Source organism: Leucogemmata humicola (assembly GCF_055379415.1).
Map to the genome: position 1 here is coordinate 5,594,453 of NZ_AP040875.1, position 17,461 is coordinate 5,611,913.

Genomic DNA, 17,461 nt, shown 5'->3' on the forward strand with positions numbered 1-17,461 from the left:
CTCAGGGCGGTGGCGGCGGAGTTGGGCGACGTGGAGCACGAAGCATCTCGTCCAACGAAGCCACCGTCGACAGCAGCACCTGATCGAGGTTGTACAACACCTCGTTCTTTGAAACTGGCTTGCCGCCGGCTGTGCGTGAGCGATACTGGTTCACCGCGCCGTAGTCGAACGACTGCAGCATGAGTATCGCCGTATCGCGCGGAAGCGCCTGAAGACGGATCGTGACGATGAGGTCGGAGTTCAGCGTTCTGGTGATTTCTCCGACATTCTGTGTCCGCGCGATCGTGGTGCGGACTGAATCCTGATCCACGAGCGTGAACTGCGCCTTTCGCTGACGCAGCATTCTCCTGAGACTGTCCGCAACGGCGCGGCCGAGTAGCGTTGCCTCTGGCCAGTTTCTTTGCTCCGGCGCCTCGACGATGATGAGTCGGCGCGGACCAGTCGGGGACGCGGCGGCCGCACCCGAATTCGCCGCGATGATCGAGTCCGTCATCTTGCGCTGCGTTTCTTCGGCGAGCCTCACCTTCGCGACAGAATCCTTCAGTCGCGCAGCATCGAGGCGCTTCCGCACGGCCTCGGCGATGTGCACGGAATCCTCGTGCGTGAGCAGGGGACGCGCAGGCTTCGCTGCGGGAGAAACGTTCGCGCCAGCAGTTGCTGCCGGAACCGCTGGTGCGGCGGGCGGAGCCGCTACGGTAACTGGCACACTCGCCTGAACCGGCGCCGCGTTTCCCGTCGTCTCGGCCAATCGCTGCCGGCTCACGCCGTACACGACTCCGCCAAGAATCGTGATTGGAATCACGATCGCGGCGAAGGTCTTCCAGCGTGCTCGTTGTTTGGGCGCTTCGATGCCACCGCCCGCGGGCGTGACGCCGAGCGGCATGGTCATCGAATCCAGCTCGTGCAAAACGTCGTCGGCCGTCTGCGGCCGCGCATCAGGATCCTTGGCCAAGCAACGCATGATGAGCGTCGAGAGCGACCGCGGAATTCCCGGAGAGATCTCGTGAAGCGGCTTGGGGTCGCGCGTGAGCTGCGCCGCCAGCGTCTCACGCGGTGACGGTCCCGTGAATGGCGACATGCCGGTAACGAGCTCGTACGCGAGCAGGCCCACGGCGTAGATGTCCATCCGGTGATCGGCATTCGAGTCGCCAGCCAACTGCTCAGGAGCCATGTACGCTGGCGTACCGATCGCGATCCCGGCAGAGGTTACGCCGCTGAGCGGCATCGCGGCGCTGAGCGCCTTCGCAACGCCAAAGTCGGCGACGAGCGCGTGCGATCCCTGTGTGAGGATGTTCGCCGGCTTGATGTCGCGATGGACAACGCCGCGGGCGTGGGCAAAGGCTAACGCGTCAACAATGTCATGAAGAACCCGCATGACCTCGCGAGCGCCAAACTGCTTTTTCCGTTCGAGTGCCGCACGTAACGACTCTCCCTCGATGTACGGCATCGTGTACCAGAGCAGGTCGCCCTGCTCTCCAGCCGAGAGGAGTGGAACGATGTGCGGATGTTGCAGCTGCGCGGCAACCTGGATTTCTCGACGGAAGCGGTCGCGGTTCACTCCTGCCGCTAGCTCGGGCGGCAGAACTTTGACGACGACGTTTCGGCCGAGAACACGGTCGATCGCGACGAAGACTCGGCTCATACCGCCGCCGGTCAACTCACGATCGAGCCGATAGTTGGCCCCCAACGCATTCTGGAGGTGCTCAGCGAATTCTGTCATTGGCCATTAAGGAAACACTAACTTCCTCCGCCACGGTTGCTCCGCAATGGGGATTGGCCTTTCGTACCACGTTGTTCTCGAGCGCTAAAGCGAACGTCGTTGGCAAATTGGACACAAACAGCCACGAAATCGCTGAAAATCGGCAGAGAACATGCAATTAACCCTTTCGTCTTTTCCTGGTTGGAATAAGATTAAAGCGCTCTAATGTCGCTGGACATCCTCATTCCATTTTTCCCAACGGACCGTGGCCCGAGCCAATTCAAAGAGCAGCCCTAAGCGGGCAAGCGCCGATTCCGTGATCCCGAAGAACGTTCTCGCCAAGGAAATCGCGAGCATTCTCGAGGATCAGAATCTGACCCAGACCGAAGCAGCGTACATCATGCGTGACGCGCCGTCGCAGATCTCGCTCGTCGTCACGGGCAAGCTGCGTGGTTTCTCCACCGAGCGTCTCCTCCGCATGTTAGCGCGACTGGGCCGAGATATCGACATCGTGATTCGTCCTTCCAAGGGCAAATCCGGCAAGGTCACCGTTATTAGAAAGTAGTCCCCGTTGCTTGCGCGGTGCCGTCGCCCAGTCTTCCAGGTCGTCGGCGCTGCGTGGGACTGATTGATCGACAACGCAACAGCCGTCTTGCTTCCTTTTGTTAGACGGCTGGACACTCATCGCTGGTTGCTTCGGCGATGGTACGCGTGTAAACCAATTGTAGAGACCGCGGCGCCTCTCACTCGTGGTGAATCGCGTCGATCGGGGAAAGCTTTGCGGCGCGCATGGCGGGGTACAGTCCGAACGCCAACCCCACCACCACCGACGCGCCGATCGCTACCAGCACAGTGCTCAATGACAGCCATGCCTGAATCGGGGCGTTGGCGAGTTTGCGCATGAGCGCCGTAATGCTGAACGCCGCCACCACACCGAGCAGCAGGCCGATCATGCTGCCCACGCCGGTGATCGCCACCGACTCACCGAGGAACTGCCAGAGGATATCGCGCTGAGCGGCACCCGTCGCCTTGCGAATCCCAATCTCGCGTGTGCGCTCGATCACTGAACTGAGCAACACGTTCATGATGCCGATGCCGCCCACGATGAGCGAAATGCTCATCAGTGCGCCCATGAAGAGCTTGAAGAGAAAGAGCGCCTTGGTCGCCTGCTCGAGTCTGGACTCGTCAGACATCACGCTCAGTCGATCCTTCCAGGTTGCGCCGAGTTCGCGGGCAGCCCACTGCTCGATCTGAGCTCGGGTCACCTTCACACCTTCGAGCGAGGGCGATGTGACGAGGAGCTGCGGCGGTCGCTCGCTCGGACCGCTGACGACAATGCCGGCAATCGCGCGCGACGGCATGATCGCACGCCGACTTCGATCGTTCTCCGCCGCTTTCAAAACGCCGATCACAGTTCGGCGCTGACCAAGAAAGAGTAATGTGTCGCCGACCACGTCTTTCGGCGACCGACCATGAGCGAAGTCGCTCGCCAGCCGATGAGAAATCGTTACGACCGGCGCGCCCGACGTTCCCTCGCTCGGCGTGAAATACCGTCCGGCAATCAGCATCGAGTCGGCCATCGACTGATCCGGAGCGAGCATTCCCTGCACCTGCGTCGCATGGGGAGTCGTGTCGCCGAGCGCCGTCACCAGCGAAAGCCCCATCGACACCAGGTTTACAGGAATGGAATCACCGAGCACCCGTCGTAGCGATACCGCTTCGGCCTCACCGAGCTTGGCCGGATTTGGCTGCGGGAACGGTGTACCATCCACGATCCGGAACAATCGTGGGCTGACTTGAATTCGCTGAAGGTCAGTCGTCCGGCCAATCTGCTCCCGCGCCAGACGCTCCATGCCGTCGCCAACAGAGAGGACCGAAACGAGCGCGGCCACGCCGATGATGATGCCCAGCGTGGAAAGGATGGTTCGCAATGGGTTCGCACGGAGGGTCTCGAGCCCAACACGAAGCGAGGTGGCAAGGACGGAAGTTCGCATGAGAACCCTACGCGGGGTTCGAGGATTAGTTGCCACGCGACCGCCCGTTCGAGCAGCCACGGTGACGGGCGACCGTGCCAGACGTCGTATCGACGGGCCCTCGCATCCATGGTAATATCTCGCACCTCCCGTTCGAGGGCTCGGGGTGCAGTAACGAGCGACGGTGAGCTCCAATGCGCAAAGTTCTCACGTTCGTGGGCGCGACGATCGGTGGCTACGCCGGCTGGTACCTCGGCGCTCCGATTGGCTTCATGACGGCCTTCATGATCAGCATGGTCGGTACGGGCTTCGGCATCTATCTCGGAATTCGCGTCGCGCAAAACTACGAGTGACCACCATGCTGCCACGTCTTCGTCACGCCCTGTTGATGGTCGCTAGCGCCGTTCTGGCGTTGCCGGCCGCGGTCCAGGCGCAAGGCGGAACGATCGTTGGCAGAATTCTCGTGAAGGGAACGGACCTTCCCGTCAGCTTCACGATCATTTCGGCGAAACCTGGGTCGGCGGACCGATTCACCGGCGATGACGGACGGTTTACGATCACCGGATTGATGACCGATCGCGTGGTCGTGAGCGCGAGGCACATTGGCTATGCGCCGTACGACACGAGCGTCGTCGTTACACCAGGCGACACGGTCCGACTCACCATTCAGCTCGCGCTCATCACGATTCAGCTGCCTGCCGTCCAGTCGTTGGCCAAGTCGTGCGGCCACCCGGGAGCGACTGCAGATACGCTGCTCAACCTGCAGCTTGCCATGCTGTTCGAGCAGCTCAAGATGAACGCCGAGCGTCACGCGCTGCTCTCGCGATCGTATCCGTTCGAGCTTCGTGTCGAACGTAAGATCACCAAACCAGAACCGGCAATCGAGGCGCGATTCATCGCGTTCGACACGGTCTCTCGGTCGAGCCAGAGAGATTGGCGCTATGCGCCTGGCAACATGATGGGAATGCGCGAGATCGACGGCGGCGTGTTCGGCGGCAACTGGTACACGGTCAACATGCCAGAACTCGGCGATCTCGCCGACGAACAGTTCATCAAGCATCACTGCTTTGATTTCGGCGGCACCGACGTCGTTGACGGTGACACGCTGATCCGCGTCGACTTCATTCCCGCGCCGAGCGTTCACGAGCCAGACGTGTCGGGCTCCGTCTTCCTCGATCGCGCGACGTACCAGCTTCGCCGAATGCAGGTGACCCTGGTCAATCTTTCCAAACCGCTGCGCGCGCGGATCGATGGTCAGTCGATCCGCGCCGAGTTCGTCGAGGTATTTCCTGGCGTGCCGATGCTGAGCTACGTGTCGTCCGTCGTGATCCCCAAGGAGGACCCGAAGAAACCAACTGTGGAACCAGCAACGGAGACTCAGCGAGTGCTCTCAGTGCGGTTTCTTCGCGGCAGACCCTAGGACGCTTGCGCCAGCGGTGCGCGTGACGTGATCACCGACTCGGCAAATCGCTCCATCTCCTCGAGCTGCGGACTACACTGCAACAGCAGGAGATCGACGCCAGCATCGGCGAACTCACCGACGCGATCGGCGACCTGATCAGGCGTACCCACGAGACCCGCACGCAGTCCACGATTCGACACCGAGTAGTCCTGCAGACTTACCTGCTGCTCGAGCTTGGTATTGGAGATCCAGTCTCGATAGTTCTCATAACCCGGTGAACCCGCCGCGACGTTGGTGATTCGCTCAACTTCGCGCTTTGCCTCGGCCTCGCTCTCGCGAACGATGGCATACGCGGCGACGCCAAACTGCATCGGCGGAAGATCGACCCCGAGTGCTTCCGACGCCTGCTCTCGGCGCAGTCGCATGTCGGCAATCTTTGGTGCGATGCGCTCCGGGGGATCACCGTGCATCACGTACGCGTCGCACTGCCGCGCGATGGTTTTCTTGGCGGTGTCCGACTCTCCGCCCGCGTAGATCGTTGGGCGACGACGACCTTCACGAGAAATCGGTTTGGGCTCGAGCACGATGTCGTCGTGCTGGTAGAAACGACCCCTGTAGCTGAATGTCGGTTCGCTCCACGCGCCGTCAACGACGTCAAGCCACTCCGTGGTGCGCGCGTATCGATCGTCGTGTTCGTCGAACGTCGCGCCATATCGCCGAGCCTCGTCCTTCCACCACGCCGACACGACGTTGAGCGAGAGGCGTCCATTCGAGATGCGATCGATGTTCGCCGCCTGTTTCGCGAGAATTGCCGGCGGATGAAAGGATGGTCGAACGGCTACCATCAACTCGAGTCGCTCGGTCACCGCGGCAAGTGCGGCAGCGGTGGACCATGCGTCGAGTGACGGCGCGTTGATCCCCTTGATGTCGTTGAGTAGCAGCTCGGCAATGAGCGTGAGGTCGTAGCCAATCTCTTCGCTCCGCTGCGCGAGACGTCGGATGTAGTCCCACGACGCTGCCATGCCTTCGTCTTCGACATTGCGCAGCCATCCGCCGAACACGGGAAGCCAGTACCCGTATCTCATGGGAGAAACGCGGGAAGCGGAACGTTCGACGCGGCCGTTCCGGCAAGCTTTCGATCGGCCGCTCGTGCCCCTTCTCGCCTTACTCGTCCCACCAGATAATCGGCGAAGCGCGCCCACGGATCGAAGCCGAGGACGTTGACGGGATCGGCGACGAAGTTCGACAGCGCGTTGATGTCGTAGAAGTAGTGCTTGCCGTCGCGATCGTCGATCAGATACTCGATGCCGCCGATGTCGAGACCAGCGCGACGTGAAATCGCTTCGACCTGTTCGATGATCTCGCGTGGTGGTTCGTAGCCTTCAACGCGAAGTCCCGTCTTGGGTGCGTCGACTGCGCATGCACCGCGCACGAGCTCGACACCGTCTGCCGTCTGACACGCGTCGGCCGGGCACAGATCGAACGAACCGACTGCGGGGAACACTTTGATGGCGTAGAGATACTTTCCGCCGAGCGTTTCGACGCGAACGATGTGACCATCGCGAAGTGGCGCGGACTCCTGCACGAGCGCGACACCATCGATGCCCAGTTCGACTTCGCCGCGTGCGATCGCTCCGGAGAGCGCAGCTTCATTGTCGTATCGAACGATGCCCGCGCCGCTGCCGCCGATATTCGCTTTGACCAGCACCGGATAGCGAAGTCCCTTTGCCGCTTCAGCCGCGAGTGAGGGATGGTTGATCGCGCGCGACTTTGGATATGGAAGCCCGAGCTCCTCGAGCAGATCGAGTTGCGATGCCTTGGAGAGTTCGAACGAGTAGACGCTCGATCCGTTGACGACGGGAATTCCAATTCGCTCGAGATGTCGGACCCAGTGGAGCGTATGGAAGGTCGACTGGCGGTGTCCGCGAAGGTATGCGGACGGACTCGCGCGATTGACGACGAGCGAATACGGGACGTCGTCTTCGGAGGGATCAAAGACGTGCGCCGACGCATCCAGGCGCACGTACGGCAGGTTTCGCCGCTCGAGTTCGGCGAAGAGCGGCTTGAACCAGTCCGGATGTTCGTGATAGATCGCGATCGGTTGCATGTCTGTTCCGGTGAAGGTCGTGTGAACGACTCTTTCGCTTGGTCTCGCCGGATCAGTGCGTGCAGCACCGCGTTAACAAAAAACGCTCCGATCCGGGGGAGGATCGGAGCGTTGAGTCGCGGGTAGATCGAACCTACATGCGAACGCCCAGAGCCTCAGTTGCCGGTTGGCACATGAGACACGTACACATGCAACAACAGCACATGGCCTGGGAGGACGTCATGATCCAGAAGCTAGCGGCGGGGGGAAGGCCCGCAATGCTTGGCGCGCAAAGATCTTGTAACTGGGTTTTGTATTTCAGACCGACAAATGACTCGGACCAGCACTCCATCGCTTAGTGTTTACTCACATCAGAGCATTCCTGGGTCCCTGGTTCGGCAAGGTTCACCGCACTAGAACTTGGCTTCCAAGTAGAGATCGACGCGGAACTGTTTGAGCGGATACAAACCGCGCGCAACGTCAAATCGGAACAGTCCGTCGAGGAACGAAGCACCGGCGCCAACGCCGCTCATCGGCCGCCCGACTTGACTCATCTTCGTGCGATCGCCCACCCAGCCGATGTCACCGAAGATCGTCGGACGCACGCCGGCGTCCGTCGTTCCGAGTTCGGCTCGACCGAGCCAGAATGCGTTACCACTCTGCGCGGGATCTGGGCTCTGACCGCGCACCGTTTGCGATCCACCGAGGTACCAGAGTCGCTGCGGCGGAAGTGCGCCGACCGAGCTGCCGCCCGACGCCGTCAACGCGGCGGCAAGACGTCCCATTCCGTGTGACACGGTGACATCGAGCGCCCCGCGCCCATACATCGAATCGCTCGCCGCGGCTTCGACGCGCAAATCAGTAAACACTCGAAGGCCCGACGGGTCGAGGCCGTAGTCCTTCGTGACCCGCGCACCCACTCCCGCGAAATCGGCGCGACGTGCAGTAAGGTTGCCCGGGAATTTCGATCCGTTCACGACGAAGCTCGCCTTCACCGCTGCGTTGCGTTCCTGCTCGGCGAATGCGCGCCACTCGATGCGCGAACCGCCGCCGAACGACGACGCGCGAGATCCGGAAAGCTCGAGACCTGTGGCGCGGTAGTAAAAACCCTCATCGCGTCCGAACATCAACGCCGAGAATGAACTCCCAAAACTGAGCGGACGTCCCCAGTCACTCGCCGAGACGAGATGATTGTACGCGGTCAGCCCGATCGTTTCCGCCACGTTCGAGCGTTGCAGTCCGAGCTCGACATTCGGCTCCCAGTCTGCGAGACCAAGTCGCGCGACGGCCGTTCCGTTGTAGCCGCCGCCCAACTGTTGATCGACGGATGCGCCAACGGATAGTCCTTCGACGCGATTGTATCGCAGCATCGATGGTCCGTAGGCGAATGTCGGAGGCGGAAGCAATCCGCCTTGTAGACGGAACGCGAATGGAGCCTGCGCACTCATCGACAGCGCTTCCGCCTTGAGCGCCTCGAGTTCCTTTCCGCCAAAGATTTCGTCGCCCGGATCGTAGATCGACGCCGGGAGATCAGGCGAGTTCTCCAGCTTCGACAGATCGCATGGAATCTTCAGGGCGATGGGCAGCTGTGAGTCGTACCGCCGCTGCATCACGATGCGAACATCGGATGTGTCGCACGCCTTCGGTCGGTCGCGATCGGCAACGCGCAAACCTCGTTTGATCGAGTCATTCGTCGCGCGAACCCGGGCGCGCGCGGCAAGACGCACAGAGTCGCGCCACTGCGCTTGCTGTTCGACCGTCAGTGTGTCTGGCATGCGACGACGCACAACCTCCACTCCAACCGGAAGCGTCGGCAGCGTGTCCTTCGAGTTCACGCTCGCGTACTTGAAGCTCTCTTCCATCTTGAACGGCACGTGCATGAAGCTCACCTGCGCGCTCCCCTCGGCGAGACGCAGCCGCGGCAACCAGAACTTGCCTTCATGCAGTCCATATTCAACGGCGATGGCCGAGACCTCGGCCTTCATCGGTGTGATCATTGGCTTGACCCACACCGGCACGTCGTCCATCGACTTCGGATCTTCCTGCTGCGCGACCGCCCAGATGTCCATGGGGATCGACAGGCGATACGCGGCGCGCACGATCTGACCGGACTGCGTGTCGAACCAGAGTGAACCGACGGCCAGATTCCACTTCGGCTGACGCGGTCTGAATCGAATTTCGCGCAGGCGAATCACGGTCTTGTTCGGCAGCGTGAAGCTGACCGAGTCGCCCGTTTCATACGTGTAGTAGGCCTCCGCACCATCGGCGATCGGATTGACGATTTCCGATTCATCGACCTGCGAGCGGGCCATGTCACTTCCAATCCAGAGCGGCTCGTATCCCGGGAAATACGGGATCGACGCGTTCATGTCTGGATCGGCCATCTCGTTTCGGATTTCCTTCTTGGCTTCATCGTGCGTCACGACGGGAATGGCGGTGCGTTGCCCGCGCGCTTCCATCCACACGCCCTTGCCCTGCTGCCACTGGACGCGCGCCGCGCTTTCGTGGCGGAAGAGCAACCTGTCGCGCCCGATCGCACGAAAGCCCATTCCGGCCGAAATCCGCTGGTAGGACATCGCGTCGTACCCGGTGAGCGTCGAATCCTGCTTCATGCGGGCGACACGGGCTTGGAGCAGCGTTGCCTTCGCCGTGGCGTCCTTGAACGCCGTGGCCTGGTCCTCGGCGGTCACTGCCTTTCGGACACCCCGGTTGCGACGCCGGCCGCTCGACTGGCTCGTGTCGGCGGTGCTGTCTCGAACGACCGGGGCCCGTCGCGTCGACGGTCCGATTTGGACTTGCTGAGTCAGCGCGAGAGCAACGCCGAGAATCGCGAGCATCGAGGCCTCTTTGGGGTGCGGCGGGTCCCCACGATACGAGTCGGTACCGGGGGTAGTTTCGGGGGCCGAGCCGGGCCTGCGGCGGACGCGGCCATTCGGAAGTACCTTCTCGCAATGAACCGATCCCTCGCACTGGCGACCCTCGCGTCGCTCGCCCTGGCGCCCGTCGCCGCGACCGCCCAACAGCCCAAAGCCCCGATCAACTGGGACGTGCTAACGTCGGAGACCGTCGGGCTGCTGTCGGGCTACATCAAGGTCAATACGACCAACCCTCCGGGAAACGAGCTCGAAGCGGCTCGCTTTCTCAAACGGGTGCTCGATAAGGAGGGGATCGAGAACAGGATTCTCGACACCGCCGAACTCAAACCGGCGGGGCGAGCAAATTTTTACGCTCGGCTCAAGGGCAACGGCTCCAAGAAAGCCATCGCACTCGTCCACCATATCGATGTCGTCCCGGTCAACCCCGCCACCTGGACGGTGGACGCGTTTTCGGGCGCTGTGAAGGACGGTGCCATTTGGGGACGCGGCACGATCGACATGAAGGGCGAAGGCATCGTGCAGCTGATGACGATGATCGCGATCAAGCGAAGCGGACTGCCGCTGACGCGCGACATCGTATTCATCGGCAACGCCGACGAGGAGCTCGGCTCAACGGGCGCGATCGTCTTCGTACAGCGACATCCGGATCTGCTCAAGGATGTTGAATTTCTAATGACTGAAGGCGGGGGGAATCAGGTCGAGAACGGCAAGCTGGCGTACTACGGCGTTGGTGTATCGGAGAAGCGAACGTTCTGGCAGCACGTCACCGTCGCCGGCACACCATCGCATGCGTCGCGCCCCACGAAGCTGAATCCCGTTCCACGTCTCGTGGCCGCGCTCGACAAGATCGGCAAATACGAAACGCCGCTGCACGTCACCGCTGGCGTCGAGAAGTATTTCCACGATATCGCCGCATCGTATCCGGAGCCTAAGCGCGGTTGGCTACTCGACGTGAAGAAGGGATTGGAGAACTCTCAAGCACGGGCCTGGATTCTGAGCGACGTGTACTGGAACGCGATTCTTCGCAACACGATCTCGCTCACCGGCCTTCAGGGATCGAACAAGACGAATGTCATCCCGGCCGAAGCCAGCGCCGACATCGACATTCGACTCCTTCCCGATACCGACCCGGACGAATTCATCGCGACGCTCAAACGCATCGTCAACGACACCGCAGTGCATTTCACGACGCAGCTTCAGCCCAAACCGCCGCTCGAAAATCCGATCGCGACGGATCTCTTCCGCGCGATTGAGAGAGCCTCGCGCGAACGGGACCCGAACGCGCTCGTCACCACGCCAATGCTCACGGCGGCGACTGATCGGCCGACATACCGCAAGCTCGGGATCATCACGTACGGTTTCGATCCATTCAAGCTCGAAGCGGCCGACCTGCAAAAGGGAATGCACGGGAACGACGAACACATCAGCGTGTCCAATATCACATTCGGCTTGAAGTACACCTACGATGTGATCAAATACGTGCAGTAGTACCCGGCGCGGAGGCGACCAGGGCGATGTAGTATTCACCGCTATGGCCGCTTCCGGTTCAGCCCTGCTCGTTCGCGACCTTCGCAAGCATTTTGGCGACGTCCGCGCCGTCGATGGACTCGATCTCGACGTTGCGCCAGGCGAGTGCTTTGGTCTGCTCGGTCCCAATGGTGCCGGCAAGACCACGACAATCGAGATTTGCGAAGGCCTCACGCGCGCCGACTCTGGCGACGTCCAGCTGCTCGGCCTGAACTGGGACACCGACGAGTTGCAGCTTCGTGAGCGACTCGGCATTCAACTTCAGGAAACACAGTTGGCCGAAAAGCTCACGGTCGAGGAGACCGTTCGGCTCTTTCGCAGCTTCTATCAGCGCGGCCGCACAGTGGACGAGGTCATCTCACTCGTTCAGCTCGACGAAAAGCGAAATGGACGCGTCGGCAAGCTGTCGGGTGGACAGAAACAGCGACTCGCACTCGCCTGCGCAATCGTCGGCGATCCTGATCTGATTTTTCTCGATGAGCCAACGACCGGTCTCGACCCACAGTCACGACGCCAGCTCTGGGAACTCATTACCGAATTCAAATCGCTCGGCCGTACGATCATTCTGACGACGCACTACATGGACGAGGCAGAGATCCTCTGCGATCGCGTCGCCATCGTCGATCACGGCAAGGTGATCTCGCTCGGCACGCCAGCCGACTTGATTCGTTCACTGGGCGCTGAGCATGTGGTGGAGTTCGCACTTGCTGACGGATCTGTCGTTCTCGACGATGAAACGCTGTCGCAGATCTATGGCGTTCGCGCGTATCGTCAGAAGGCCGGCGGTTACGAACTGCAGGTCGACGCGCTGCATCGCGCAGTTCCGGCGCTGCTTGCGATGCTGGCGAATCGCCGACTCGAACTCGCGCAGCTCACGACGCACTCGGCTACGCTGGAAGACGTTTTCGTGTCACTAACCGGGAGACAGCTCCGTGACGAATAATTCCGGACCTGTCACCGAACGTGAACCGGGGCTAGCAGGAAACTCGCTTTGGCAGCTGGTTGGCGTGCGGTTCAAAGAGTACATGCGCGAACCGGAAGCGCTCTTCTGGTCGTTCGGCTTTCCCATTCTGCTGGCGATTGGCCTCGGCATCGCCTTCCGGAGCAAACCGCCGGATATCGTGCACGTCGCGGTTGCTCAGTCCGGCCCTGCGTCCACGGCGCTCCGACAGGGCCTCAGTAAGAATCGCGAGCTCGAAGTCGAAGATCTTCTGCCAGACAGTGCGCTGCTCGCGCTGCGCACTGGTCGTGTGGCGCTTGTCGTTTCGGTGACCGAGGACTTTTCGCTCGAGTACACCTACGACGACACCAGGCCAGACGCGCGAACTGCTCGGCTCCTCGTAGACGACGCGGCGCAGCGACTCTCTGGCCGAAAGGATCCGCTCAAAACGTCAGAGCGACACATCCAGGAGCGCGGCTCGCGGTACATCGACTTCGTCGTGCCTGGATTGTTGGGAATGACGATCATGGGCGGGGGTATCTGGGGCCTCGGCTTCTCGATCGTCGATCAGCGTCGCAAGAAACTGCTCAAGCGTCTCGTTGCAACGCCGATGTCGCGTGCCGAGTATCTCGCGTCATACGTGATTTCGCGATTGGTGCTGCTGACGATCGAAGCCGGCGTACTGATTGGTCTATCGACGCTGCTCTTCGGCGTTCCGATGCGCGGATCATGGTTCGCGATCGCGTTCGTCATCATCATCGCTTCGCTCGCATTCGGTGGACTCGGATTGCTGATCGCGTCGCGTTCGTCGACGATCGAAGGCGTGTCGGGCCTCATGAACCTGACAATGCTTCCCATGTGGGTGCTGTCCGGTGTGTTTTTCTCGTCCGAGAATTTTCCGCCGTCCCTGCAGCCGATCATCAAGGCGCTCCCACTCACCGCGACGAACGACGCCTTGCGCGCGAACATGTTGCGCGGCGTCGGACTGTTGTCGCTTTGGCCGCAAATAGGAATTCTGTTTGCCTGGATGGTGGTCTGCTTCGCTATCGCGCTCAAGATCTTCCGCTGGAGGTAGCGTGGCAGATGACGAATCAGTGAACGAGATGCGTGGCGACCTGCCGCAACACGAGCTGTTGTCGCAGGGTCGCGCCGTTCTCGACTGGGTGGCCGCATATCTCGACAATCCTGAGCGCTACCCTGTGCTCTCGTCGTCGCGGCCAGGAGAAGTTCGAGCGTCGCTGCCGTTATCACCACCCGTTCGGGCCGAATCGCTCGAAACGATTCTCAGCGATTTCGAATCGAAGATCATTCCTGGAATCACGCATTGGAATCACCCGGCGTTCTTTGGCTATTTCGCCACGTCATCGTCGGTGCCAGGCATTCTTGCCGAACTCCTTGCCGCCACGCTCGACGTGAAGGCGATGCTCTGGAAGACGTCGCCCGCCGCGACCGAGTTGGAGCAAGTCGTGACGGACTGGCTGCGACAGATGCTCGGCATGCGCGAAGGATGGTTCGGCATCACCACCGACACGGCTTCGATTTCCTCGATGCTCGCACTCGCGGCCGCTCGCGAAGCGCGCCCCGAGCTGCAGATCCGCGAGCGTGGAATGGCCGGTCGCACCGATCTCCCGCGTTTGCGCGTGTACTGCTCGACGCACGCGCACTCGTCGATCGACAAGGGCGCGCTCGCCCTCGGGATCGGCCTAGAGAACGTCGTGAAGATCGACGACGATGGTGATTTTCGCATGCGGCCCGACGCGCTCGAGGCGGCGATCGCCGCTGATCGCGCCAATGGCTTTCTTCCGCTTGCGTGTGTAGCGACTGTCGGCACGACGAGCACATCGAGCATCGACCCTGTTCCCGCGATCGCCGCGATCTGTCGGCGGGAGAACGTCTGGCTACACGTCGACGGTGCTTACGGCGGCGTGTTGGCCATCGCGCCAGAGTACCGTGACATCCTCGCCGGTCTCGAGGAGGCTGACTCGCTCGTCGTGAACCCGCACAAGTGGTTGTTTGCCCCCTTCGACTGCTCAGTGCTGTACCTGAAGCGCCCCGACGTCCTCAAGCGCGCCTTCTCGCTCGTGCCCGAATATCTCGTGACGCGCGAACAGGACGAGGTCGTGAACTACATGGACTACGGCGTGCAGCTCGGCCGCAAATTTCGCGCGCTCAAGCTATGGATGATCATCCGCGCGTTCGGCGTCAACGGATTGGCCGCACGGTTGCGCGACCATTGCGTGCTCGCGCGGACTTTTGCCGACTGGGTTCAGTCGAGCAGCGATTGGGAACTGACTGCCCCCGTTCCCTTTTCGCTCGTGTGCTTTCGCTACGCGCCAAACGGCATGAGCGAAGCCGAGCGCGACCGACGCAACGAGGAGATCATGCACGCCGTGAACGCCGGCGGCGATGTGTTTCTCTCGCACACGAAACTGCGGGGTCGTTTCACTCTACGGCTAGCGGTCGGCAACATCCGCACGGAAGAGCGTCACGTCGCGCTCGCATGGCAACGACTGCGCGAAGCGGCGTCCAGTTAGGACGCCGCTCGCTCCGACTCAGTCGTGCGCGGCGAGTTTGTCGGTGTACATCGCGGGGAACTGCTTCTTCAGATTCACGACCTTCGGCGCATCGTTGATCATGATGTACGCGTTGGTCGGATTCAATTCGGCGTAGTTCTGATGGTACGCCTCAGCCGGGAAGAACGCCTTGTACGCCGTGACCTGCGTGACGATGCGCTTCGGATACGCGTGCGCGTCGTTCAACTGCTTGATGTACGCCTCGGCGGTTTGCTTCTGCGCGTCGGACATGAAGAACAGCGCCGACCGATACTGCGTTCCCACGTCCGGTCCCTGACGATTGAGCTCGGTGGGATCGTGCGCGACAGAGAAGAAGACCTTGAGCAAGTCGCCGTACGACACGACCGACGGATCGAATACAACGCGCACGGATTCAGCGTGTCCGGTTCGACCCGAGCTCACGTCCTCATAGCCCGGCTTGTCCGTCCAACCGCCGGCGTAGCCCGACGTCGCGCTCGTCACGCCTTTGATGTGCTGGAACACGGACTGAATTCCCCAAAAACATCCGCCCGCGAAAACCGCGGTTTCGGTCTTGGCGTTCGCGTCGCGCAGGTCGAGCGCTGGCGACGGAATGACTGTCGCCGCGCGTGTAGCACCCGAGACGCGCTGCGCGAACACAAGGCCGGCGGCCAGGACGAAGACGCCGAACATCGCGACACTTCGATTGCTGCGCATCATCATTCTCCTTGCTGAGAGACTTCGAGAGCCCCGAGAAATTTACAGGTCGTCAGGGCGAGATAGCTTCGGAATCGGCCCGGTGTCGCCCTTCGCCAACACCTCGACAACTTCGTCTTCCACGTGCCGCTTCCGCATGAACCAGAAGATGGCCGCCAAAATCAAGACGATCGCAACGATGAGATAGTTCTCATATCGCCGAACGTGGCCGAGTACAATCAACGTCGTCCGGCCGAAAGCCCAGCCCAGTAGGGTAAAAACGAACGCCCAGCTGAGTGCGCTCAGCGCCGTTCCGATCGAGTAGATCCAAAGCGGCAGTCGTGCGGCGCCGCAGGCGACAGGAAGCGTCAGTCTCAGTCCATACGCCCAGCGCACGGCGAGCGATGATCGCCACGGGTGGCGTCGTACGATTTTGAACGCCCGAAGCGTGACGATACGTAGGCGAGGCCAACGGCGGCGTGCCCAATCACCACGCTTTCTGCCTATGTAATACAACCCGAGATCGGCCAGCCATGTTCCGGCCGCAACCCATAGTCCCACAGCGGCCACATGCAGGTGCCGGTTGTGCGCCGCCAACCCGCCGATCAGCGGTGTCGCTTCTTCGGTGATGATCCCCGTGGCGCCCAGGGACAGGTATGCCCACAGGCGATGCCAGAATGAAGCGGCACCGGGATGCGACGTCGCAGCCTGCAGCAGCGCAAACATGAGCGTTACGGAACGTCGTTACGACGTCGCGTGTGCGGCCCCGCATGCCGCATCCAGATACGCTCGAAACTCAGTAACGAGCTTTGTTGTGATCGGTCCCGGACTTCCGCCGCCGACTGGGAGGTCGTTCACGCGGACAATCGGCATGACATCCGTCGTGGTTCCGGTCAGAAAGGCTTCCTCCAACCGATCGAGTTCCGATTCGGCGATCGGCACTTCCGATACCGGCATCCCCAGCCCGGCAGCGATTTCCAGCACGACTGCCCGTGTAATTCCTGGCAGAATCAGATGGTTCGTTGGGTGCGTGCGAATGACGCCGTCGATGATGCCCATGAAGTTGGCGTGGGACCCCTCGGTGATCACGCCGTCGCGAACCATCAGCGCGTCGATCGCTCCACGCTCCACCGCGGCTTGCTTGGCGAACACATTCGGCAACAGCTGAATCGACTTGATGTCGCAGCGCAACCAACGAATGTCCGGAATCGTGATAGCCGCCGCGCCGCGCGCGCGAAGCTCGTCTGCCGGTTTGAACGCGTTCACCGTCATATAGACGGTCGGTGCCGTTGCGCTCGGGGGAAACTGATGCGCTCGCGGCGCTACTCCACGCGTGACCTCGACGTAGAACGTCGCTTCGCCTTCGGTGAGGCCGGATTCGCCAAGCAACCGATCGGCGATCGCGGCAAGCTGCGTTGCCTCGAGTACCTGAGGCGCCGCAATTCTCAGCTCGCCGAGTCCGCTTATGAGCCGCGCCGTATGGCGTTCCGACTCGAACAGGCGCCCGTTGACCGCGCGCCAGACCTCGTAAACGCCGTCGCCAAAGATGAACCCGCGATCTTCAACTGAGATCGTGGCGGCGGAGCGGTCGAGGAAGGAACCGTTGAGATATGCGAGCACGGCGCTGCCTGAGTGGGTCGTTGAAGGTAATTCCGGGCGTGTGGCTGACGACAGGGACCGTTGTACGACCGCGGGAGGCTTCGTAAGATCACTCCACTGCCATCTCCTACC

15 protein-coding genes are annotated in these 17,461 nt (G+C 61.4%); 7 read left to right on the forward strand and 8 right to left on the reverse strand.

What is annotated here, in order from left to right:
- Position 1 precedes the first annotated feature (1 nt).
- Positions 2-1,720, reverse strand: coding sequence for a serine/threonine-protein kinase (locus AC6H4Z_RS24030; RefSeq protein ID WP_497544509.1), 1,719 nt, complete (start codon positions 1,718-1,720; stop codon positions 2-4).
- Positions 1,721-2,015: 295 nt separating this feature from the next.
- Between AC6H4Z_RS24030 and AC6H4Z_RS24035 the strand changes: the two genes are divergently transcribed.
- Positions 2,016-2,264 (forward strand): helix-turn-helix domain-containing protein, encoded by a 249-nt coding sequence (locus AC6H4Z_RS24035; RefSeq protein ID WP_497544510.1) that lies wholly within the window; start codon positions 2,016-2,018, stop codon positions 2,262-2,264.
- Between the two features lie 178 nt (positions 2,265-2,442).
- On the opposite strand, the gene AC6H4Z_RS24040 is transcribed toward AC6H4Z_RS24035, so the two are convergent.
- Positions 2,443-3,693: an ABC transporter permease gene (locus AC6H4Z_RS24040; RefSeq protein WP_497544511.1), complete on the reverse strand. Its 1,251-nt coding sequence runs from the start codon at positions 3,691-3,693 to the stop codon at positions 2,443-2,445.
- Between the two features lie 173 nt (positions 3,694-3,866).
- On the opposite strand from AC6H4Z_RS24040, the gene AC6H4Z_RS24045 reads away from it, so the two are divergent.
- Both AC6H4Z_RS24045 and AC6H4Z_RS24050 read left to right on the forward strand, forming a co-directional pair.
- Positions 3,867-4,025 carry a hypothetical protein gene (locus AC6H4Z_RS24045; protein WP_497544512.1) on the forward strand — a complete coding sequence of 53 codons (159 nt, stop codon included), beginning with the start codon at positions 3,867-3,869 and terminating at the stop codon, positions 4,023-4,025.
- A gap of 5 nt (positions 4,026-4,030) precedes the next feature.
- On the forward strand, positions 4,031-5,092 hold the full coding sequence (locus AC6H4Z_RS24050; RefSeq protein ID WP_497544513.1) for a carboxypeptidase-like regulatory domain-containing protein: 1,062 nt from the start codon (positions 4,031-4,033) through the stop codon (positions 5,090-5,092).
- Here the strand turns inward: AC6H4Z_RS24050 and AC6H4Z_RS24055 are convergent.
- From AC6H4Z_RS24055 to AC6H4Z_RS24065, 3 genes are all read right to left on the reverse strand, one after another.
- Positions 5,089-6,159: an LLM class flavin-dependent oxidoreductase gene (locus tag AC6H4Z_RS24055; protein WP_497544514.1), complete on the reverse strand. Its 1,071-nt coding sequence runs from the start codon at positions 6,157-6,159 to the stop codon at positions 5,089-5,091. The two genes, AC6H4Z_RS24050 and AC6H4Z_RS24055, sit on opposite strands and share 4 nt — an antisense overlap.
- Entirely contained in the window at positions 6,156-7,181 is a 1,026-nt protein-coding gene (locus AC6H4Z_RS24060) for an ATP-grasp domain-containing protein (RefSeq protein WP_497544515.1), read from the reverse strand. Before AC6H4Z_RS24060 ends, AC6H4Z_RS24055 begins: the two co-directional genes overlap by 4 nt.
- A gap of 392 nt (positions 7,182-7,573) precedes the next feature.
- Positions 7,574-9,997 carry a BamA/TamA family outer membrane protein gene (locus AC6H4Z_RS24065; RefSeq protein WP_497544516.1) on the reverse strand — a complete coding sequence of 808 codons (2,424 nt, stop codon included), beginning with the start codon at positions 9,995-9,997 and terminating at the stop codon, positions 7,574-7,576.
- Positions 9,998-10,111: 114 nt separating this feature from the next.
- Between AC6H4Z_RS24065 and AC6H4Z_RS24070 the strand changes: the two genes are divergently transcribed.
- The 4 genes from AC6H4Z_RS24070 to AC6H4Z_RS24085 are packed head-to-tail and all read left to right on the forward strand — an operon-like array spanning position 10,112 to position 15,037.
- The gene (locus AC6H4Z_RS24070) at positions 10,112-11,524 is read left to right on the forward strand and encodes a M20/M25/M40 family metallo-hydrolase (RefSeq protein WP_497544517.1); all 1,413 of its coding nucleotides are present in this window, start codon (positions 10,112-10,114) and stop codon (positions 11,522-11,524) included.
- 43 nt (positions 11,525-11,567) lie between these two features.
- On the forward strand, positions 11,568-12,506 hold the full coding sequence (locus tag AC6H4Z_RS24075) for an ABC transporter ATP-binding protein (protein ID WP_497544518.1): 939 nt from the start codon (positions 11,568-11,570) through the stop codon (positions 12,504-12,506).
- The gene (locus AC6H4Z_RS24080; protein ID WP_497544519.1) at positions 12,496-13,578 is read left to right on the forward strand and encodes an ABC transporter permease; all 1,083 of its coding nucleotides are present in this window, start codon (positions 12,496-12,498) and stop codon (positions 13,576-13,578) included. Before AC6H4Z_RS24075 ends, AC6H4Z_RS24080 begins: the two co-directional genes overlap by 11 nt.
- A gap of 1 nt (position 13,579) precedes the next feature.
- A complete protein-coding gene (locus tag AC6H4Z_RS24085) occupies positions 13,580-15,037 on the forward strand; it encodes a pyridoxal phosphate-dependent decarboxylase family protein (RefSeq protein ID WP_497544520.1) in 1,458 nt (485 codons plus the stop codon).
- An 18-nt stretch (positions 15,038-15,055) separates the two neighbouring features.
- On the opposite strand, the gene msrA is transcribed toward AC6H4Z_RS24085, so the two are convergent.
- Genes msrA through AC6H4Z_RS24100 form a run of 3 tightly spaced genes read right to left on the reverse strand, consistent with a single transcriptional unit; the run spans position 15,056 to position 17,350 of the window.
- Positions 15,056-15,751: a peptide-methionine (S)-S-oxide reductase MsrA gene (msrA, locus tag AC6H4Z_RS24090; protein ID WP_497544521.1), complete on the reverse strand. Its 696-nt coding sequence runs from the start codon at positions 15,749-15,751 to the stop codon at positions 15,056-15,058.
- 42 nt (positions 15,752-15,793) lie between these two features.
- Complete coding sequence (locus AC6H4Z_RS24095) at positions 15,794-16,456, reverse strand: DedA family protein (RefSeq protein ID WP_497544522.1); 663 nt, start codon at positions 16,454-16,456, stop codon at positions 15,794-15,796.
- 18 nt (positions 16,457-16,474) lie between these two features.
- Positions 16,475-17,350: an aminotransferase class IV gene (locus AC6H4Z_RS24100; RefSeq protein ID WP_497544523.1), complete on the reverse strand. Its 876-nt coding sequence runs from the start codon at positions 17,348-17,350 to the stop codon at positions 16,475-16,477.
- Between the last annotated feature and the right edge of the window lie 111 nt (positions 17,351-17,461).